Origin of the sequence: Tepidanaerobacter sp. EBM-49, assembly GCF_001896645.1 — a bacterium.
Lineage (GTDB): Bacteria > Bacillota > Thermosediminibacteria > Thermosediminibacterales > Tepidanaerobacteraceae > Tepidanaerobacter > Tepidanaerobacter syntrophicus.
Genome location: NZ_MPPE01000041.1, coordinates 135471 through 156131, shown reverse-complemented (window position 1 = coordinate 156131; position 20661 = coordinate 135471). Strand labels below are relative to the sequence as shown.

The window sequence follows — 20661 nt, the reverse complement described above, 5'->3', positions numbered from 1 at the left end:
CGGTCAGTAATCAACTGTCGAGGTGAAAAAAATGAATAATAATCAATATTTGGATGTATTTTTAGAGGAAGCCAAAGAACATATTGCAAGTCTTAATACATACCTTTTAGAATTGGAAAATAATCCGGCGCAAGAGGTTATAGACGAAATATTTAGATCAGCTCATACCTTGAAAGGCATGTCAGGTACCATGGGCTTTACGCAGCTTTCAGAGCTGACCCATGAAATGGAAGATTTGCTTCAAGAGCTGCGAAACCATCAGTTAACTGTGACACCACAAATAATCGATACTTTATTAAGATGTGTAGATATTTTAGAAGAGTTGGTAAATGACATAGAACTCAATGGTGAAGAAAGCCAGCGCGACATCCAAGCACTTATAAATAGTTTAAAAGCGCGAAATAATGAATTTTTAAGCAATAATACTAACAATAAAGACGCGGCCGAAGAGATATCCGCAGGAAATATTGCGGTGCACAGTTTTAATGAGTATGAAGGCCGGTTAGTAACTCATGCGCTTGATAAAGGACTTAATGTCTGGCAGATAGTTGTTAGATTAGCTGATGAATGTTTACTTAAATCAGCAAGGGCATTTTTAGTATTTAAAACGCTGGAAGCCTTTGGAGAAATAATTAAAACTGAGCCAATAGCCCAAGATATTGAAGACGAAAAATTCGACAATGAGTTTACCATGTACCTGGTAACATCTCAAGGTAAAGAGGAAATATATAAAGCATTGGACACTGTTTCGGAATTAGAAAGTGTTGTAATAGAACCGATTGTACAAGAGTCAATATCAGTTAAGGAAACCAGTTCCTTTAATTACAAGCCAGATGATAAAGATACTGCGCAAACTTCGGAATCGCAGAACGATGCTTTAAACAGGACTACAAGCGTAAATACGTTTAAAAAAACAGGGAAAACTTTAAGGGTAGATATAGAACGTTTAGATACGCTAATGAATTTGGTCAGCGAGCTTATTATAATAAAAACACGTCTAGACGATATTAATAAGGGCGAAAAGGATTACCAAGCAAAGCAGCGTGAAGCCATAGAATATCTTGAACGTATAACATCAAGCCTCCACGATGCTGTAATGAAAGCAAGAATGGTTCCCATAGAAAATGTGTTCAATAGATTTCCCAGGGTGGTTCACGATTTGTCTCGAGAGCTTTCTAAAGAAATCGATCTTGTGGTCGAGGGGGCTGACACCGAATTAGATAGAACTATAATAGACGAGATCGGAGATCCGCTAATACACCTGATTCGAAATGCAGCAGACCACGGTATAGAAAATCCAAAGGAAAGAATTGAAAAAGGAAAGCCTGCCCATGGAACAATTAAGTTAAAAGCTTATCACGACGGAAATAATGTAGTTATAGAAGTATCTGACGATGGTAAAGGCATTGATTTAGATGGTGTAGTAAAAAAAGCTGTTGAGAGGGGATTAATTGACAAAGAACAGGCAAAGAGCCTTAAAGAGCATGAAATAACCTCATTTCTTTTCGAACCGGGGTTCAGCACGAAAGCTGAGGTTACAGATATTTCAGGCCGTGGGGTAGGTCTTGACGTGGTAAAGACTAAAATTGAGTCATTGGGCGGCTCTATTGATGTTACGAGTAAAAAGGATGCAGGAACTATATTTTCAATACGCCTGCCTCTTACATTAGCTATTATTCAGGCTCTTATGGTTATGGTTGGAAGTGAAAAATATGCTATCCCGCTGAGCTCGATTAAGGAGACTGTTATTGTTTCAAAAGAAGAAATTAAAAAGGTTCAAAAAACCGAAGTCACTATTTTAAGAGGCAATGTAATTCCTGTAATAAGGCTTAACAGAGTCTTAGATGTTAAAAGTGATTCTGATTATAATGAAATGACATTAGTAGTTGTAAAAAAAGGAGAAAAAGATATAGGCCTTGCGGTGGATGAGCTTCTTGGCCAGCAGGAAATAGTGATTAAAACACTGGGTAACTTTTTAAAGGATATTAAATTTATTGCCGGAGCTACAATACTTGGCGATGGTGAAGTGGCTTTAATTTTAGATGTTAACAAATTAGTTTAAAGGAGGATTTTTATGGCAGAGGATATTCGGCAATTTGTAGAATTTAAATTAAGCGACGAGGAATACGGAATTGATATACTGCAAGTAAAAACTATCGAGAGAATGATGCCTATAACTAGAGTGCCTAAAACGCCGGATTTTGTGGAAGGAGTCATAAATCTTAGAGGAGAAATAGTCCCGGTTATAGATCTTAAAAAAAGATTTGACCTCCCTCCCGGTGAAGTGACAGATAGCACAAGAATAATAATAGCTTCAATCGACGATATAACTGTGGGAATGATAGTAGACGCAGCTACAGAGGTAATCCAACTTTCTCAAGATGATATTGAACCTGCGCCACCTATTATAGGCGGTATTGATGCTAATTATCTTGACGGTGTAGGTAAAATTGACGGCAGATTATTAATCCTACTTAATGTTGCTAAATTGCTAAAGCCTCAAGAAATAAATCAGCTTGCTCAAATGTGAAGGTGGTTAAAAATGTATTCTGATTTAGAGATGGATGCATTGCGAGAAATAGGAAATATAGGCGCAGGTAATGCAGCTACAGCCCTATCTATGCTTCTTTGCAAAAAAATTACAATAAAAGTTCCGCAGATAAAGATTATCCCTTTTGATGAAGTTTCTCAATCTGTTGGCGGACCGGAAAAGCTTGTTGCAGGAATTTTTATGAGAATAAGCGGAGATATAGAAGGAAATATTTTAATAGTGATTCCTGAAATTGATGCATACCATCTTACGGAAATCTTACTGAACGCAAAACGAGAGAATGGTATGGATTTTTCAGAAATGGAAAAATCCGCCTTATTGGAACTGGGAAATATTGTGGGAAGCTCATATGTTACTGCTTTGTCAGATTTTACAAAGCTCTCTTTAAAAATTTCGGTTCCAAGCTTTGCTTTTGATATGGCTGGAGCAATTATAAGTTTTCCGCTAAGTCTTTATGGATATATAGGAGATACTGCATTTTTAATTGACACCGAATTTACGGAAGGTTTGGATGGCATCAGGCTACATTATTTCCTAATCCCGGACGACAAGTCGTTACAGTTACTTTTAAAAGCTATTGGAGTGAATACCGTTGAACACATCAATCAGAGTAGGAATGGCAGAATATAAAGCTGCAAAGTCTCCTTACAGTTTAATCACATTGGGTCTTGGCTCTTGCGTCGGAGTAACGCTGTATGACAACTTAACAAAAGTTGGAGGTCTTGCCCATGTAATGTTGCCCGACAGCACTCTTAGCGGCAAAAAAGATTACAATCCGGGAAAATTTGCAGACACAGCCATTGATGTGCTGATTGAAGAAATGCTGAAGCTAGGTGCTAGTAAAAATCGCATGGTAAGCAAAATCGCCGGTGGAGCTCAAATGTTTCAAATAAAGTCTGAAAATAATATTATGCAAATCGGAAAGAGAAATGTTGAAGCGGTAAGAAATAAATTAAACCAACTCAATATCCGAATAGTTGCCGAAGACGTAGAAGGTAATTACGGCCGTACGATAGAGTTTTTTTGCGAAGACGGCAGACTAGCGGTCAGAACCATCGGACATGGTACAAGGATTTTATAATCTGGGGTGTAGGAATGCAAATTCAAAATACCGAAAAGCTGTGGCAAAATTACAGTGCTACAAAGGACAAATATATCAAAGAACAGCTGATTGAAAAGTATCTTCCATTAGTAAAACACATAGTAAACAGGTTAAATATAAATTTACCTCCGTATTTGGAATACGAAGATCTTATCAGCTACGGCGTATTCGGTCTTATCCAGGCAATTGAAAGATACGATGTAAATAAAGGCGTCAAATTTGAAACTTACGCATATGCAAGAATAAAAGGTTCAATAATAGATGAATTGAGAAAAATAGATGGAGTGCCACAAGAAACGAGAAAAAAGGCAAAAACGATCCAAAACACTTTTTCAGAATTAGAACAAATCTTAGGGCGTTCCGCTGACGACAGTGATATATGTGAATATCTTGGTATAACCAAAAGGGAACTTGACGAAATTTATAATGAGATATCTAAAGTCGGTTATGCCCTGTCTCTTGACGACTTAATAATTTCAGACGAAGATATAGAAAAAAATCATTTTCAGCGGCCCGATATTCAAGCGGAAAGGGAGGAAACCAAGAGAATACTCGCAAATGCAATTAACAAACTTCCGCAGCAAGAAAAGCTAGTAATAACTCTTTATTACTATGAAGATTTAAATTTTAAAGAGATTGCGGAAGTTATGGAACTTTCTCAAGGAAGGATATCTCAGCTTCATACAAAGGCTATACTTAGATTGCGGGGCCATCTGAGTCGAAAAAAAGTTTCATAATCAAAGGAGTGTTGGATAGTGGGGGCTGATGACAATAAAAAATTAGAAGAAGCAAATGTTTCTGAAGATAGCAAAAATAATACAGAAAATGACGCAAAAATAGAAATAGATATAAGTAAAGATGAAATGGAAGCTACGCTGTGTATAATTTCGCCAAGAGGCACCGAAAATTTGCCTGACTTTGATACCGTTTTGAAAGAGCTAGATGCAAAAAATATAACTTATGGGCTAAATTATGATTTAATTAAAGAAATACTTACAAAAAGAATTTTGAACAAGCCTATCAAGATAGCGTCAGGCACTGCGCCCGTTGATGGCAAGGATGGCTATGTGAAATACCATTTTGATCTTAAACAAGAAGCAAAACCCAAAATACTTGCCGATGGTACCGTTGATTATTATAATCTTGACATCATAATCAATGTTAAGAAAGGCCAGTTGATTGCAGAAATATTTCCACCAACAAAAGGGACGCCGGGCAAAACTGTAAAGGGCAAGCCTGTTAAGGCGAAAAACGGAAGAGAAGCAAGAATTATTATAGGCAAAAATGTAGTAATGTCAGATGATAAGAAGAAACTTTTTGCGAACATAGACGGCCAGCCTATTATTAGCGGTAACAAAATAAGTGTTTTACCTGTTTTAGAAATAAAAGGTGATGTAGGGCCTGCAACGGGAAATATTGATTTTTTAGGGAGCATAACTGTATTTGGGAATGTAAAAAGCGGTTTTAGCATTAAATCTGCAGGAGATATAGAGATAAACGGAATAGTCGAGGCAGCCGAGATCGAATCAGAGGGCAATATTATAATAAAAAGAGGAGTGCAGGGACAGGGAAAGGGATATTTGAAAGCCAATGGCTCAATTACAGCAAGATACATAGAAAATGCAACTGCTGAAGCTGGGGAAAATATTGAGATTTTAGATGCATCTATGCACAGCTCTCTTTCGGCCGGCAAAAATATAACGGCAAAAGGGAAAAAGGGTCTGATAGTAGGGGGTGTTGCAAGGGCAGGAGAAAAAATTGTTGCCAAAACAATAGGTTCTCCAATGTGCACCTATACAGAACTCGAGGTAGGCATGAACCCGTCCTTAAAGCTCAAATATCAAGAAATATGTAATAAGCTTCATGCAATCGAATCAGATTTGCATAAAATTGAACAGGCTGTGCCGGTGCTGGAAAAACTCAAGGAAGCAGATCAGCTTTCACCCGAAAAAGAAACCCTCCTTGAAAAACTTCTTAGCACTAAAGATGTATTAGTTGAAGAAAAATCAGAGCTTTTGATTGAAAAAGAAAATCTCGACCTTGCAATTTCATATTCAGATAAAGCGAGCATATCTGCTTCTGATGTATGCTATGCAGGCGTGAATATAATTATTGGCAATGCCAGTTTAAAAATTAGAGATAAAATTGACCATGTAACCTTTTACAATTATGGAGGCCAAATAAAATTTGGACCTTATGAAGGTTAGGTGTTTATAATGGCGATAAAACCGATAGATATGCAGATGATTGTACCAAAAGCTACAGAAATTGCAAAAGTACAAAATGTTATAAATGAAAATATTGATGACAACAAGGCTATTCTTGCCGCAGGATTTCAAGAACAGATTAAAACTAAAAGACAAAAAATCACTGAACGAGACCAGATCGAAAAGGCAGAGTTTCGACAAGAGCAACGAAGTAACCAAAAAGGTAGTTCGAAAGGCAAAAAGAAAAAGGAAGAAACGAAAGAAGCTAATAAAAAACTTAATCGTCATCTTGATGTAAGGATTTAGTACTTGGTAAATTTTCGTAAAATCATGCTGCCCAATATTTATTCGCCGAATATACGGCGTTTTTTTATTACAATAAACATTTTGCAAGTTACAGTTAATCGGAGAAAAGAGATAAAATCACATAAAAATTTTAGTTTTAGGTCCTTGCGCTGATGAAGCTTTTATGGTATACTAACACACGGTAAAAATACACATATCGGTGGATTTTCAAAGGCGGTACCTTTTAGGTTCCTTTGATCAATGAAGCCGGTAGAGGAATAAAACCGGGAGGTGAAAAAATGTCAATTATTTCAATGAAACAACTATTAGAAGCGGGAGTTCATTTTGGGCATCAAACAAGAAGATGGAACCCCAAAATGAAGGAATACATCTTTACCGAAAGAAATGGAATATATATCATAGACCTTCAAAAAACGGTAAAGAAAATGGAGGAAGCTTACGAGTTTGTAAAAAATATTTCCGCAGAGGGCGGCACCATTTTATTCGTGGGCACAAAAAAACAGGCCCAAGAATCTATTAAAGAAGAAGCCGAAAGATGTGGAATGTACTATGTCAATCAGCGTTGGCTCGGCGGAATGCTTACAAACTTCAAGACTATCCGTAAAAGAATTGATAGGCTCCATGAGCTAGAGAAAATGGAGGAAGAAGGAGTTTTTGAAGTTCTTCCAAAAAAAGAAGTAATTAATTTACGTCATGAAAAGGAAAGATTAGAGAAGAACTTAAGCGGTATAAAAAATATGACAGAACTCCCCCAAGCAGTTTTTGTTGTTGATCCCAGAAAGGAACGGATAGCCGTTCAGGAAGCGAGAAAACTGCAAATACCATTAATCGCAATTGTCGATACAAACTGTGATCCAGACGAGATAGATTATGTAATACCCGGAAACGACGATGCTATAAGAGCTGTTAAATTGATAACAGAAAAGATTGCCAATGCTGTAATCGAGGGTAGACAGGGAGAACAGTTAGCGGCTGAATGAACACACTTTAGGTAAGGGCGTTAACTACCCTTACCTTTTATTTCAAAAATGAGGAGGTTTGTGCTTTATGATTACTCCACAACAGGTTAAAGAGCTGCGCGAAAAGACAGGCGCAGGAATTATGGACTGTAAGAATGCATTAACCGAAGCAGACGGAGATATAGAGAAGGCTATAGTAATTTTGAGGGAAAGAGGCTTGGCTAAAGCTGCAAAGAAGCAAAGCAGAGTAGCCACCGAAGGTGTTATAGAAGCATATGTCCATGGCGACGGAAGAATTGGAGTTTTGGTAGAGGTTAACTGTGAGACTGACTTTGTTGCAAGAAACGAAGAATTTAGAAGGTTTGCAAAAGACATTGCGATGCAGGTAGCTGCTTCAAATCCTAAATATCTTTCAAGGGATATGGTTCCTGCTGATGTAATTAATCAAGAACGAGAAATATTTAGGACACAAGCTTTAAACGAAGGCAAGCCCGAGAATATAGTTGATAAAATTGTCGATGGAAAACTTGAAAAGTTTTACGAAGAAAATTGTCTTTTGGAACAACCTTTTATTAAAGATCCTGATAAAAACATTTCACAGCTGTTAACGGAAAAAATTGCATTACTCGGTGAGAATATAGTTATTAGCCGTTTTGTAAGATTCGAAAAAGGAGAAACACTGGGAAACACCGAGAGTGGATGCTGCTGCAGTTAAACAGCAAAAAGAGACACTATTTTTTAAGTGTCTCTTTTTTAAAAAAGAGGATTTTACCAATTAAATAGAGAATTATTTTAGTAAAGAGAGGGTTTTTAATGCAAAAACCAATTTACAAGAGAGTTGTATTAAAAATAAGTGGAGAGGCATTAGCCGGTAACAAGGGTTTTGGCATAGATCAGGATACACTAAATTCGATTGCAGATCAAATCAAGGAAATTCATGACCTTAATGTAGAAATTGCAATCGTAGTGGGTGGTGGTAATATATGGAGAGGTAGAGATTATAAAGAAATGGATAGAGCAACGGCGGATTATATGGGGATGCTGGCTACCGTTATTAATGCTCTTGCACTGCAAGACGCATTGGAAAACAGAGAAGTTCAAACCAGGGTCCAGACCGCTATAGAAATGCGAGAAATTGCAGAACCTTATATTCGCCGCAAAGCAATCAGGCATTTGGAAAAAGGGCGAGTTGTTATATTTGCCGCAGGCACGGGAAATCCGTTTTTTTCTACAGATACTGCTGCAGCCTTAAGAGCGGCTGAAATCGATGCAGAAGTTATTCTTCTGGCAAAAAAAGTTGACGGCGTATATGATTCAGATCCTGTAATAAATCCTACAGCGCAAAAATTTACTTCGCTTGACTATATTGATGTTTTAAACAAAAGTTTGGGAGTCATGGATTCTACAGCAACTTCGCTGTGCATGGACAATAAGATACCTATTATTGTCTTCGGCATTAATACGCCGGGAAATATAAAAAAAGTAATAATGGGGGAGAATATAGGAACAACAGTAAAAGGGAGTTGATTTTGCTTGGATAAGAGCATATATACGGAAATGGAAAAAGAAATGAAGGAAGTGCTGTCAAAGTTAAAATCGGAATTTGTCGTTATACGAACCGGCAGGGCGTCGGCTTCACTTTTAGACAAGATATATGTAGATTACTACGGTTCGCCGGTTCCGATAAATCAGATCGCTTCAATAAGCGTTCCGGAACCAAAGATGATAGTGATACAACCTTGGGATATTAAAATGCTTGGAGTCATAGAAAAGGCAATTTTAAAATCAGATCTTCGACTTACCCCGAATAACGATGGTAAAGTTATAAGGCTTGTTTTGCCTGAACTTACTTCAGAAAGAAGGCAGGAACTTTTAAAATTGGCCAAGAAAAAGGCCGAAGAAGCTAGAGTATCTATAAGAAATATTCGCCGTGAATACAATGAAAATTTGAAGAAAATGGAAAAAAGTGGAGAAATTTCTGAAGATGAGTTGAAGCGTTCTCAGGAAGAAATCCAAAAATTAACCGATAAATACATAGAAGAAGTAGACAAGATGCTAGCAGCTAAAGAAACTGATATAATGGAAGTGTAAAACTTGATTCCAGCCGAGGCTAAATATTTAATCTGCGATCCCCTCGCCGGAGAGGGGATCTTTTTGCACAAACTGGGGGCGTATATCCGTGAAAGAAACGTTAAATAATATAAAAAAACTATCACCCGATAAAATGCCACAGCATATAGCAATTATTATGGATGGAAACGGCAGGTGGGCGCAAAAAAACGGGCTTCCAAGGATAGCTGGCCATTGGGCGGGCGCAGAAACCCTAAAAAGTATTGTGGAATCTTGCTCAAAACTTAAAATTAAAGTATTAACTGTTTTTGCATTTTCTACAGAGAATTGGAAAAGGCCCATTGAAGAAGTAAGCTCACTAATGAATCTACTGCTCTATTATTTTAAAAAAGAGGTAGATGCCCTCCATAAAAATAATGTTAAAATAGTAATAAGCGGAAATTGGGAAGAACTACCTGAAAAAATTGCTGATCAGATAAGAAAGAGCATGATAAAAACTCAAAATAATTCAGGCCTAATTTTAAATATAGCTTTAAACTATGGAGGACGCAGCGAAATCCTATTTGCCTGTAAAAATATATGCACTGATGTTTTAAATGGAGATTTATGCATTGATAAGATTGATGAGAAATTGTTTGAGCAATATTTATACACATATGGACTTCCGGATCCGGATTTGCTGATAAGGCCAAGTGGAGAACTGAGAATAAGCAACTTTTTATTATGGCAAATTGCTTACTCGGAATTATGGTTTACCCAAACATATTGGCCTGACTTTAAAGAAGAAGATCTGATTTGTGCAATTTATGATTACCAAACGCGAGAACGAAGATTTGGGGGTTTAAAAAAGTAAAGCGGGTGGATTAATGCTTACAAGAATTATCAGCGCTGTTATTGGAATACTGCTTTTAGGATACATAATAAATACAGGCAACTGGATATTTTATCTTGGCATCTATATATTAAACTTATGCGCACTTTATGAGCTAAGCAATGCCTTTAAACAAAAAGGCATCAGCATAAATCTTGTTTTAGATGCTGCTGTAGCCGCAATATTACTTTATTTTGCTAATTTTTCGGTAGACTTTGATTTTATTTTGGCGTATTTTGCTATAATTTTGATTATTATTATAACATTTCTATATAATCTGCTCAACAATAATAAAAAGTCTTTGACTGATTCTGTTTTTAGTATTTTTTCTTTTGCATATACATCCTTTTTGTTTATGTGTATTATTTTAGTTAGAAATCTTCCGAATGGAACAATTCTTACTTGGTGGATATTCATTACAATCTGGGCATGTGATACTGGTGCATTTTTTATAGGAATTGTGTTTGGAAAAAGACTGTTAGCCCCTACTATTAGTCCAAAAAAAACTTTAGAAGGAAGTATGGGTGGCATTTTATTTAGTGTGCTTGCGTGTGCCATTTTTGCTAAGTATTTTATACCCGAAGCAGCTATGGTTTACGTAATTGCATTGGGCTTTTTGATCTCACTTTTCTCGCAAGCCGGTGATCTGGCAGCTTCCTTAATTAAGCGCTATTGCAATTTAAAGGATTTTTCCAATATAATTCCCGGTCACGGTGGAGTGCTTGATAGACTTGACAGTGCCCTGTTTTCCTTTCCCGTAGCATATATTTATATTTTGTTCATACTTCAAAAGGGTGGTTTTTGATGAAAACAAAAAGTCCGTATGCGCCTATAATCATGCTGATTTTAGCTGTAATAATAAGCGCGTTTTTGATTATCTTATCTTTCAGGCACTTACTTCCTTTAGTTATTGCTGTAATTTTTGCTATAATAATTGATACACCGGTGAGTTTTGTTGAAAAAAAGACAGGTTTTTCTCGGGGAGTAGTTACGATAATCTTTCTTACTCTTTTATTCTGTGGATTAGGCTATCTTTTATTTGTAATGGCTGCACGTTTTGTTTTCGAGCTTGCGCGGCTGATAAATTTACTGCCTATGCAGCGGGAATATTTCAATTCGATCTTTGATAAAATATTACAATCCATAGGTAAGTTTTCATCAAGTATACCCGATGAAGTCATAACTTATTTAAAGGCTAATGTAGATCAAATATTATTAATGATCACTAACAAAATATCTGAGTACTACAGTTTCTTAGTTGATAAGATATGGCTTGTTCCAAATTTATTTATTAATATTTTCTTCGTAATAATTTTTGTATTTTTGTTTACTTATTTTCTTACCAAAGACAAAAATAAAATTATTGAATCAATAAAGAATCTTTTTCCTGAGCAAATTCAGGAAAGGGTGCGTTCTGTACAAATTGAGATTATTTTATCGTTTTTTCGTTTGATAAAAGCGCAGATAATACTAGTCATGATTTCTACTATAATCACTATTGCGGGTTTTTACATTTTAAAGGTGGACTATGCGCTGATTTTAGGATTGATTTGTGGGCTATTAGACCTTGTACCTATATTTGGACCAAGCTTGATATTTATACCATGGATAATTTTTTCAGTGATAGTAAATAAAATAGGTTTTGCTGTAAGCTTGCTTATATTATATATTGTGGTACTTGGAACGAGGCAGGTCCTGCAAGCAAAAATTATAGGACAAAACCTGAATGTTGACCCTATGCTAACTTTAATTTCCATATATTTTGGTATAGAATTTTTGGGCTGGATAGGCTTGTTTATAGGCCCTCTTGTTGTAGTAGTAGTAAGAGCATTGATTCATTCAGGGATAATACCTCCATTAAATAAGTCTACAAAAAAAGTTTAAGTTTCAGAAGGTGGAAATATTGTTAACTCTTATTCCGACAATAATAGTTCTGGGAGCGATAATTTTTTTTCATGAATTTGGACACTTTATAGTTGCAAAGCTTTCAGGTATAAAGGTCAACGAATTCAGTATGGGATTCGGACCTCAAATTTTGAAAATTAAAGGTAAAGAGACTGATTACTTCATAAGATTATTGCCTTTGGGCGGCTATGTTAAAATGGAAGGCGAAGATGCTGCCACCAGCGACCCCCGCGCTTTCAACAATAAGCCGCCACTTACAAGATTAGCTGTTATTTTGGCAGGCCCCCTAATGAATTTTCTTATTGCCGCTATCTTGCTTTCTGCTATAAGTTTTTCTTCAGGAATTGCAACAACGCAGGTTACTGTCATTCCCGGCGAGCCTGCTGCAGAAGCCGGGATACGCGACGGAGACGTAATTTATGCTGTTGACGGCATTAAAGTAAATTCATGGGAAGATGTAGTCGATAGAATAAGCAATAGGCCAAAAGAACAAGTAGAAATAACAGTCTCTAGAAACAATACCCTTATAACATATAATGTAACGGCAAAAGAAGATCCCGACACAAAAAGAGGTATAATAGGGATTAAAACAGTTGTTGTAAAGCACTCTTTGAGCCGCAGTCTTCAATTTGGAATTCAGAAAACCTTTTGGATAACTAAAATGATATTAGTCGGTCTAGCTCAGATGTTAACAGGTAAAGCAGCGGTTGACGTGGTAGGGCCTGTTGGTATCTTCCAAATAGTAGAAGAAGCTGCGAAGAATGGAATTTTTCAGGTTATGTACATTGCGGCTCTCATAAGTATAAATCTGGGACTATTTAATATTTTTCCTATTCCTGCCCTTGACGGCGGCAGATGCGTATTTATTATATTAGAAATTTTAAGAGGCAAGCCGATAGATTTAGAAAAAGAGGGATTTATACATTTTATAGGTTTTGTAATTTTGATGATTTTTATGATAATAGTTTTGTTTAAAGACATTAGTAAGCTCGATTTAATCAAGTGGATAAAGTAAACCTTATATTATCATAGGAATAGGAAAGGAAGTTTTGATTAGGCTATGGAGGAAAAATACGGCATAAAAAAAAGGCGTAAGACGAGAAAGATTACAGTAGGTAACACAGCAGTTGGCGGTGACTCTCCTATAAGTGTTCAGTCTATGACCAATACAAAGACATATGATATAGAAAATACTGTATCTCAAATATTAAAGCTTGAAGATGCCGGTTGTGATATAATCCGTGTTGCAGTTCCAGATGAAGATAGCGCAATTGCGATTTCTAAGATAAAAAGTCAAATTCATATACCTATTGTGGCCGATATTCAATTTGACCACAGACTTGCTATTGAATCTATTAAGTACGGGGCAGATGCAATACGTATAAATCCCGGCAACATTGGCAGTAAGGATAAAATAAAACAAGTTGTGGATTATGCAAAAGATTACAAAATTCCGATAAGAATAGGGATTAATTCCGGCTCTGTAGAAAAAGACTTAATTCAAAAATACGGCAGGCCAAGCGCTGAAGCAATGGTCGAAAGTGCTCTAAGGCATATTAATATTCTTGAAGATATGAATTTTAGCGATATAGTTCTTTCGCTAAAATCTTCTGATGTTATATCCGGCATCATGGCTTATGAAATGATAGCCGATAAAACCGATTATCCTCTTCATTTAGGTATTACAGAGGCAGGAACTTTTATGGCAGGCACTGTAAAATCTGCAATAGGTTTAGGAGTTTTATTATACGAAGGAATTGGCGATACTATACGAGTATCTTTGACCGGTGAGCCTTTGGACGAGGTTAGGGTCGGTATTGAAATATTAAAAAGTCTGAATTTAAAGGAGTATGGAGTAACATTAATATCTTGCCCTACATGTGCTAGAACAGAGATTGACTTAATTAATATAGCAAAAAAAGTAGAGGAACAATTATCTTCTATTAAACAGCCTCTGAAAGTTGCGGTTATGGGTTGCATAGTAAACGGGCCGGGCGAAGCGAAGGAAGCTGATATAGGGATTGCAGGAGGTAAAAAAAGGGTTGCAATATTTAAAAAAGGTGAGATAATAAAAACTGTGCCGGAGGAAGATGCAGTTTCAGAACTTATGCATGAAATATATGATATTATTAATTCATGAATGTGATACAACGTAGGATAATTGAAGGAGGAAATACTTTATAATTATGGAAAATGATTTTGTAAAAGAGATTACATCGAAAACCGAAGATTTTTCGCAATGGTATGTAGATGTCATACTTAAAACCGAATTGGCAGATTATTCCCCCGTCCGAGGTTGCATGGTTATAAGGCCTTATGGTTATGCTTTGTGGGAAAATATACAAAAGCTTTTAGATGGCCGTTTAAAGGCTACTGGACATAAAAATGCTTATTTCCCTTTATTTATACCAGAATCCCTTTTGCAAAAAGAAAGTGAGCATGTGGAGGGTTTCGCTCCGGAAGTGGCGTGGGTGACTCATGGAGGCGATGAAGAATTAGCTGAACGTTTAGCTGTAAGACCCACTTCTGAAACGATAATATGCAATATGTATTCCAAATGGATAAAGTCGTGGAGAGACTTGCCGGTACTTATAAATCAGTGGTGCAATGTGGTCCGCTGGGAAAAAAGCACAAAACCATTTTTGCGCACTGCTGAATTTCTTTGGCAAGAAGGCCATACAGCTCATCGCACCGATACAGAAGCAGAAGAAGAGACTTTAAGAATACTTGATATATATCAAGATCTTGTGGAAAAAGATTTATCCCTGCCGGTTATAAAAGGAGTAAAATCCGAGAGTGAAAAATTTGCAGGGGCATTAAAAACTTATACCATTGAAGCTCTCATGGGAGACGGTAGAGCGCTTCAGGCAGGAACTTCCCATAATCTTGGACAGCATTTTGCAAAAGCATATGATATAACTTATTTAGATACAGATGGTCAGCTAAAATATGTATGGCAGACCTCCTGGGGTGTTACTACTAGGCTGATAGGAGCCATTGTTATGGTTCACGGCGATGATCGCGGCCTAAAATTGCCGCCTGTTATAGCTCCTATTCAAGCAATTCTCGTACCTATTTTAGGCAAGCAAAAAGAAACAGTGCTTGCTAAAGCTGACGAGATTTTAGCTCAACTGAAAGACGACATAAGAATTGAAATAGACAGCCGAGATGAATATACTCCCGGATGGAAATTTAATGAATGGGAAATGCGCGGGGTACCGGTGCGCATCGAAATAGGGCCTAAAGATATTCAAAAACATCAGGTAGTTCTTGTAAGAAGAGATACCGGAGAAAAATACTTTGTTGATGAATCAGAGCTGCTTTCTCGATTAAAAGAATTACTGGATGACATACAAAACAACATGTTCTTGCAGGCTAAAAAATTCATGGACGATAACATTAGAGAAACTGACAACTTTGAAGAATTTAGAGAAATCATAGAAGCAAAACGCGGCTTTATAAAATCTCACTGGTGCGGCAGCCCTGATTGCGAAAAACATATAAAGGAGCAAACGGGAGCAACCTTAAGATGCATTCCGTTTTCAGAGGAGCTCAATACCGGTAAGTGCATAATATGTGGAAAAGAATCTAACACAACTGCTTATTTTGCAAAATCTTATTAGGATTTAATTTACGGGTTCAAACACTTTAAAAAGGTGGTATTATATATGAAGATCGCTGCTGTAATACCCGCTTATAATGAAGAAAAAACAATAGGCGGTGTTCTAGAGCCGCTATGCGCCCATGAGCTAATAGATGAAGTTATTGTTATAAGTGACGGCTCAAGCGATAATACTGCAAAAATAGCAAAAACGTATAGAACTATCGTAATCGAACTTGAGAAAAATCAAGGAAAAACAAATGCGGTACTATTAGGAGTAAAAAGTACTGATGCTGACATTATTTTAATGCTTGACGCAGATTTAATAGGACTTAAGCGCGAACATATAACTCAGCTCATTTGGCCGGTAGCAGATGGCCAGGCCGATATGACCATAGGCATATTTAAGTTCGGCAGAGGTGCAACAGATTTTGCTCAAAAAATTGCCCCATTTCTTTCCGGCCAGAGAGGTGTAAAGCGAACGCTTTTTTGCAAGCTTGAAAAACACAATGTGCAAGATTATGGCATAGAAATGGCGCTAACTCTAGTGGCTGCGAAAGAAAAAATAAATGTTAAGCAAGTTTATCTTTCAAATCTTACACATGTTATGAAAGAAGAGAAAAGAGGTTTAGTAATAGGCTTTTTGTCGAGAATGAAGATGTACTTTGACATAATGACCAGTGTTGTAAAATTTAAAATAAACGAAAATGCATCTTCATAGAATAAGAAGGATCGTGGCATGATTAAAATTAAGAATATATTTACCGAGCAGGATTTAGACATTTTTAATTTTGAAGAAAAAAAACTGCTTGATAACATATTGTTAGAAAATGTAACAGTTTCTAAGGAAAATAAGGACCTAAAATTGTCTATACTTGCAGAATCAGAACTAACTGAAAGCATATTATCAAAACTCAAACAACTAATATTCAAACATTTGCCAGCTACTGGCAAAATAGAACTTGGTTTTACTAAACTTAATTCCCAAAATAAGTTCCAAATACTTATTACAAAGATATGGGATAAATTGTTAGAGCGCGTTTTTCTCAAAGCTCCTGCGGCGCAAATGTGGCTATTGGACAGTTATTGGGAATTAGACGAAAAGCGAATAAATATTTATGTAGAACCCGGTGGTGCTGAATTTTTAAAAGAACGCAAGGTTTCTTCATTGATAGAGCATTACCTTGCAAATTCTGGTATTCCATTAAAGGTTTCTTTCAAAGAAATTCCATCTAATGGTAGAAAAAAAGATACATATGATATAAATGAAGAAGAAAAAGAAATAATCGAATCAATCTTAAGGCAGAATAGTGAAAGAAGCGGCTATGAAAAATCATCAGTTGATTTAGTTTCTAACGGGGTAACAGGTCAATATTCATCTATTTTACTGGGTAAAAAAATCGAAGAAAGGCCGATTCCTATAGGCGAAAATATTACTGAAAATAGTAATATAACCTTTATGGGAGAAATCTTTAATATTGAAAAGCGAGAGCTTAGAAATAGGACACTTCTTCTTACCTTTGGATTAACTGATTATACAGGCTCAATTCCGGTAAAGATTTTTCTGTCCGAGAAGCAAAAATCTTTAGAGCAGGCCATTAAAGAGGGTATGTGGGTTAAGGTAAGAGGCAAGATTGAAATTAGCAAATATACTCAAGAGCATGAACTAGTCCCACTTGATATTAATATTGACGATAAACCTGAAAGAGTAGATACGAGCCCTGAAAAGAGAGTGGAATTACACTTACATACACGGTATAGTTCTATGGATGCCTTATGTTCTCCGGAATCGGTATTAAAAACAGTCAAAAAATGGGGACATAAGGCAGTTGCTTTTACAGATCACGGAGTACTTCAGTCCTTTCCTGAAGTATATTCTGTTTCGAAAAAGCTTGGCATAAAGCCGATTTACGGAGTAGAAGCCTATATATTTGATGATGAAAACCCGGTTATGGCTCAACCTCCGGATAAAATGATAAAGGATACGGTTTTTGTTGTTACCGATATCGAAACAACCGGTCTTTGCTTTGACGGAGACGAAATAATAGAAATCGGAGCGGTTAAAGTTATTAATAATGAAATCATCGACAGGTTCAGTTCATTTGTTAAGCCGAAGCATCCGGTTCCGCCAAATATTGTAAATTTAACAGGTATTACCAACGAAATGTTAGAGTCTGCAGAGCCTATAGAAAAAGTTTTGCCTCAATTTATAGATTTTCTCGGTAATGCAGTTTTTGTAGCCCATAATGCCGATTTTGACTCTGGATTTATCCGCAGAGATGCCGAAAGACTCGGACTATCTTTTAAGAACGGTGTATTGGATACTCTAGCTCTTGCCAGGATTATCCTTTCAAAATTAAAAAACCATAGACTTGATACCATCGCAAAGGATCTTAATATAGGGATGGGCTCTCATCATAGAGCAGTCGATGATGCAAACACAGCAGCTCTCATATTAAAAGAACTGCTGGGTCGGGTGAATGAAGCCGGTATAAATAATCTTTCAAAGATAAATGATATTTATAAGCTGCAAAAGGGAACGGTAACCCTAAGCTCATATCATGCAATTATTCAAGTAAAAAGCAATGAAGGCTTAAAAAATTTATATCGACTTGTCTCTATGTCTCATTTGAACTTTTTTTACAGACATCCCCGAATACCAAAATCGTTACTCAAGCGTTATCGAGATGGGTTAATAATTGGAAGTGGATGTCAGGCAGGTGAACTTTATCAATCTCTGCTTCATTTCGATGATCCTGCTAAAATCGAAAGAATAGCTGAGTTCTATGATTTTTTAGAGATTCAGCCTCTCCAAAATAATATGTTTTTAATTGACGGAGAATATGTAAGTGGAATAGAAAGATTAGAAAATATAAACCGAGCAATATGCGATCTTGGGAAAAAATTAAATAAACCTGTTGTCATGACAGGTGATGTGCACTTTTTAAATCCGCAAGATGAGATATTTAGAAAAATTCTCTTAAATGCTCAGGGTTTTCAAGATGCTGATAAAGAATCAAAACTGTATTTACGCACTACGGATGAAATGCTAAATGAATGCCAATACTTAGGGGAGAAAACAGCCTACGAAGTAGTTGTTGAAAATCCAAATATTATAGCTAATGAGATTGCAGATGATATAGTTCCTTTTCCTGAGGGTCTTTATCCGCCTAAAATAGATGGCGCTGAAGAAGAAATAATAGAAATGACTTATCGGCAAGCAAAGCAAATTTATGGCGAAGAATTGCCGCAAATTGTCGAAGATCGGCTAAAGCATGAATTAGATTCAATAGTCAATAACGGCTATGCTGTGATATATCTTATTGCGCACAAATTAGTGAAAAAATCCATGGAAGATGGTTATCTTGTGGGCTCAAGAGGTTCTGTAGGTTCCTCTTTGGTTGCGACCATGTGCCAAATTACCGAGGTAAACCCCCTGCCCCCTCACTATATATGTCCAAAATGCAAGCTGTCGATCTTTGAAGAAGATAAAAATGACATAACAGGTCCTGACTTACCTGATATTAATTGTCCTAAATGTGGAACGCCTATGAGAAAAGAAGGTTTTAACATCCCCTTCGAAGTTTTTATGGGCTTTGAAGGCGATAAAATTCCCGACATAGATTTGAACTTTTCCGGAGAGTATCAGTCAAAGGCGCATAAATATGTAGAAGAGTTATTCGGTGAACATCATGTTTTTAGGGCAGGCACGATCTCAACAGTTGCACAAAAAACTGCTTTTGGCTTTGTAAGGGCTTATCTGGAAGAAAAAAATGTTCAGCTGCCTAATATTGAGTTAACAAGGCTTTCAGAAGGAATTACAGGCGTCAAAAGAACAACCGGCCAACATCCCGGAGGAATTATAGTAGTTCCAAAAGACAAGGAGATTTTTGAATTTACACCGATTCAACATCCTGCAGACGATAAGGGGTCGGGGGTCATTACAACTCACTTTGAATATCATTCTATAAGCGACAGACTTTTAAAGCTTGATTTACTGGGCCATGATGATCCTACGGTAATTAAAATGCTCGAAGAAGAAACAGGCATAAATGTGCGCAAGATTCCTCTTGATGATCCTGCAACTTTAAAAATATTTTCTTCCTTAGAGTCACTAGGCCTAGATCCAAAGGTTTTAGGAACTACTGTGGGAACTTTAGGGGTACCGGAATTCGGCACTAAGTTTGTAAGACAAATGTTAGAAGATACCAGGCCGACAACTTTTTCTGAATTGGTGCGAATAAGCGGATTGTCCCACGGCACAGATGTGTGGCTAAATAACGCACAAAATATAATAAAAAGCCGGATAGCCACTTTAAAGGATGTAATTGCTACAAGAGACGACATAATGATTTACTTAATCAATAATGGCGTTAATGCAAAAATCGCCTTTAGTATTATGGAAGACGTAAGAAAAGGGAGAGGCTTAAAGCCCGAATATGAAAAAATTTTAAGTGAAAATAAAAATGTAAATAGCTGGTTTATTGACTCTTGTAAGAAGATAAGGTACCTTTTTCCTAAGGCCCATGCCGTTGCATATGTAATAATGGCATTTAGGATAGCCTATTTTAAAGTGCATTACCCCGAGGCATTTTATGCTACTTATTTTACCGTTAAAGCAGATGATTTTGATGCTGAACTTATATTACAGGGTCCTAAGAAAATCAGAGAAAAGATGGCTGAAATTGAGAGAAACGAAAAGGAAGCAACAGCAAAAGAGAAAAACCTCTTTACGATTTTAGAAGTTGCAAATGAAATGTATGCACGAGGTATACAATTTGCTCAGATAGATCTATATAAGTCGGATGTAAAGAGATTTAAAATAACAGAAGCCGGAATACTGCCGCCTTTAAAATCACTGCAAGGCTTAGGAATTACTGCAGCGCAAAATATAGAAAGAGAGAGGCGAAAAGGAAGATTTACATCAATAGATGATCTTCAGCGAAGGGCGAGAATAACAAAAAATGTTGTTCAGATTTTAAGACAAAACGGGGTGCTGGCTAATTTACAGGAAACGGACCAAATAAGCTTGTTTTAAGTTGCATTCATCGATATCCTGTGGTATAATTATACCGTGACAAGCAGACAT

19 protein-coding genes are annotated in these 20661 nt (G+C 36.6%); all 19 read left to right on the top strand.

Going from position 1 to position 20661, the window contains the following annotated elements; all coding sequences use genetic code 11:
* Window positions 1-31: 31 nt before the first annotated feature.
* The 19 genes from BUE08_RS07510 to BUE08_RS07420 all read left to right on the top strand — a co-directional run bounded on the left by BUE08_RS07510 (window position 32) and on the right by BUE08_RS07420 (window position 20610).
* Window positions 32-2062, top strand: coding sequence for a chemotaxis protein CheA (locus BUE08_RS07510; protein ID WP_059034125.1), 2031 nt, complete (start codon window positions 32-34; stop codon window positions 2060-2062).
* A gap of 12 nt (window positions 2063-2074) precedes the next feature.
* The gene (locus BUE08_RS07505) at window positions 2075-2530 is read left to right on the top strand and encodes a chemotaxis protein CheW (protein ID WP_059034123.1); all 456 of its coding nucleotides are present in this window, start codon (window positions 2075-2077) and stop codon (window positions 2528-2530) included.
* A gap of 12 nt (window positions 2531-2542) precedes the next feature.
* Window positions 2543-3181 (top strand): chemotaxis protein CheC, encoded by a 639-nt coding sequence (locus tag BUE08_RS07500; RefSeq protein ID WP_059034121.1) that lies wholly within the window; start codon window positions 2543-2545, stop codon window positions 3179-3181.
* Window positions 3168-3632 (top strand): chemotaxis protein CheD, encoded by a 465-nt coding sequence (locus tag BUE08_RS07495; RefSeq protein WP_353682106.1) that lies wholly within the window; start codon window positions 3168-3170, stop codon window positions 3630-3632. Before BUE08_RS07500 ends, BUE08_RS07495 begins: the two co-directional genes overlap by 14 nt.
* A gap of 14 nt (window positions 3633-3646) precedes the next feature.
* Entirely contained in the window at window positions 3647-4390 is a 744-nt protein-coding gene (locus BUE08_RS07490; protein WP_286680662.1) for a FliA/WhiG family RNA polymerase sigma factor, read from the top strand.
* Window positions 4391-4408: 18 nt separating this feature from the next.
* Complete coding sequence (locus BUE08_RS07485) at window positions 4409-5860, top strand: flagellar assembly protein A (protein ID WP_273039499.1); 1452 nt, start codon at window positions 4409-4411, stop codon at window positions 5858-5860.
* Between the two features lie 9 nt (window positions 5861-5869).
* A complete protein-coding gene (locus BUE08_RS07480) occupies window positions 5870-6166 on the top strand; it encodes a hypothetical protein (protein ID WP_162781001.1) in 297 nt (98 codons plus the stop codon).
* A gap of 278 nt (window positions 6167-6444) precedes the next feature.
* A complete protein-coding gene (gene rpsB / locus BUE08_RS07475; protein ID WP_286680661.1) occupies window positions 6445-7146 on the top strand; it encodes a 30S ribosomal protein S2 in 702 nt (233 codons plus the stop codon).
* Window positions 7147-7213: 67 nt separating this feature from the next.
* On the top strand, window positions 7214-7840 hold the full coding sequence (gene tsf / locus BUE08_RS07470; RefSeq protein ID WP_286680660.1) for a translation elongation factor Ts: 627 nt from the start codon (window positions 7214-7216) through the stop codon (window positions 7838-7840).
* 98 nt (window positions 7841-7938) lie between these two features.
* Window positions 7939-8652, top strand: a complete 714-nt coding sequence (gene pyrH, locus BUE08_RS07465; RefSeq protein ID WP_059034109.1) for a UMP kinase — start codon at window positions 7939-7941, stop codon at window positions 8650-8652.
* A 30-nt stretch (window positions 8653-8682) separates the two neighbouring features.
* Window positions 8683-9216: a ribosome recycling factor gene (gene frr, locus BUE08_RS07460; RefSeq protein WP_059034361.1), complete on the top strand. Its 534-nt coding sequence runs from the start codon at window positions 8683-8685 to the stop codon at window positions 9214-9216.
* 82 nt (window positions 9217-9298) lie between these two features.
* Entirely contained in the window at window positions 9299-10048 is a 750-nt protein-coding gene (gene uppS / locus BUE08_RS07455) for an undecaprenyl pyrophosphate synthase (RefSeq protein WP_213951286.1), read from the top strand.
* 13 nt (window positions 10049-10061) lie between these two features.
* A complete protein-coding gene (locus BUE08_RS07450) occupies window positions 10062-10871 on the top strand; it encodes a phosphatidate cytidylyltransferase (RefSeq protein ID WP_059034106.1) in 810 nt (269 codons plus the stop codon).
* The gene (ytvI, locus tag BUE08_RS07445) at window positions 10871-11950 is read left to right on the top strand and encodes a sporulation integral membrane protein YtvI (RefSeq protein ID WP_059034104.1); all 1080 of its coding nucleotides are present in this window, start codon (window positions 10871-10873) and stop codon (window positions 11948-11950) included. The genes BUE08_RS07450 and ytvI overlap by 1 nt, the downstream gene beginning before the upstream one ends.
* Window positions 11951-11960: 10 nt before the next feature.
* Window positions 11961-12986 carry an RIP metalloprotease RseP gene (gene rseP, locus BUE08_RS07440; protein ID WP_373877521.1) on the top strand — a complete coding sequence of 342 codons (1026 nt, stop codon included), beginning with the start codon at window positions 11961-11963 and terminating at the stop codon, window positions 12984-12986.
* A gap of 45 nt (window positions 12987-13031) precedes the next feature.
* The gene (gene ispG / locus BUE08_RS07435; protein WP_213951217.1) at window positions 13032-14111 is read left to right on the top strand and encodes a flavodoxin-dependent (E)-4-hydroxy-3-methylbut-2-enyl-diphosphate synthase; all 1080 of its coding nucleotides are present in this window, start codon (window positions 13032-13034) and stop codon (window positions 14109-14111) included.
* Between the two features lie 46 nt (window positions 14112-14157).
* Entirely contained in the window at window positions 14158-15594 is a 1437-nt protein-coding gene (gene proS / locus BUE08_RS07430) for a proline--tRNA ligase (RefSeq protein ID WP_286680659.1), read from the top strand.
* Between the two features lie 45 nt (window positions 15595-15639).
* A complete protein-coding gene (locus BUE08_RS07425; protein WP_286680658.1) occupies window positions 15640-16293 on the top strand; it encodes a glycosyltransferase family 2 protein in 654 nt (217 codons plus the stop codon).
* 18 nt (window positions 16294-16311) lie between these two features.
* Window positions 16312-20610 (top strand): PolC-type DNA polymerase III, encoded by a 4299-nt coding sequence (locus tag BUE08_RS07420; protein WP_213951215.1) that lies wholly within the window; start codon window positions 16312-16314, stop codon window positions 20608-20610.
* The last annotated feature ends 51 nt before the right edge of the window (window positions 20611-20661 follow it).

Coding starts and splice junctions, on each gene's coding strand:
- BUE08_RS07510 (WP_059034125.1), top strand. CDS start 32: ATGAATAATAATCAATATTTGGATGTATTTTTAGAGGAAGCCAAAGAA.
- BUE08_RS07505 (WP_059034123.1), top strand. CDS start 2,075: ATGGCAGAGGATATTCGGCAATTTGTAGAATTTAAATTAAGCGACGAG.
- BUE08_RS07500 (WP_059034121.1), top strand. CDS start 2,543: ATGTATTCTGATTTAGAGATGGATGCATTGCGAGAAATAGGAAATATA.
- BUE08_RS07495 (WP_353682106.1), top strand. CDS start 3,168: ATGGCAGAATATAAAGCTGCAAAGTCTCCTTACAGTTTAATCACATTG.
- BUE08_RS07490 (WP_286680662.1), top strand. CDS start 3,647: ATGCAAATTCAAAATACCGAAAAGCTGTGGCAAAATTACAGTGCTACA.
- BUE08_RS07480 (WP_162781001.1), top strand. CDS start 5,870: ATGGCGATAAAACCGATAGATATGCAGATGATTGTACCAAAAGCTACA.
- rpsB (WP_286680661.1), top strand. CDS start 6,445: ATGTCAATTATTTCAATGAAACAACTATTAGAAGCGGGAGTTCATTTT.
- tsf (WP_286680660.1), top strand. CDS start 7,214: ATGATTACTCCACAACAGGTTAAAGAGCTGCGCGAAAAGACAGGCGCA.
- pyrH (WP_059034109.1), top strand. CDS start 7,939: ATGCAAAAACCAATTTACAAGAGAGTTGTATTAAAAATAAGTGGAGAG.
- frr (WP_059034361.1), top strand. CDS start 8,683: ATGGAAAAAGAAATGAAGGAAGTGCTGTCAAAGTTAAAATCGGAATTT.
- BUE08_RS07450 (WP_059034106.1), top strand. CDS start 10,062: ATGCTTACAAGAATTATCAGCGCTGTTATTGGAATACTGCTTTTAGGA.
- ytvI (WP_059034104.1), top strand. CDS start 10,871: ATGAAAACAAAAAGTCCGTATGCGCCTATAATCATGCTGATTTTAGCT.
- ispG (WP_213951217.1), top strand. CDS start 13,032: ATGGAGGAAAAATACGGCATAAAAAAAAGGCGTAAGACGAGAAAGATT.
- proS (WP_286680659.1), top strand. CDS start 14,158: ATGGAAAATGATTTTGTAAAAGAGATTACATCGAAAACCGAAGATTTT.
- BUE08_RS07425 (WP_286680658.1), top strand. CDS start 15,640: ATGAAGATCGCTGCTGTAATACCCGCTTATAATGAAGAAAAAACAATA.
- BUE08_RS07420 (WP_213951215.1), top strand. CDS start 16,312: ATGATTAAAATTAAGAATATATTTACCGAGCAGGATTTAGACATTTTT.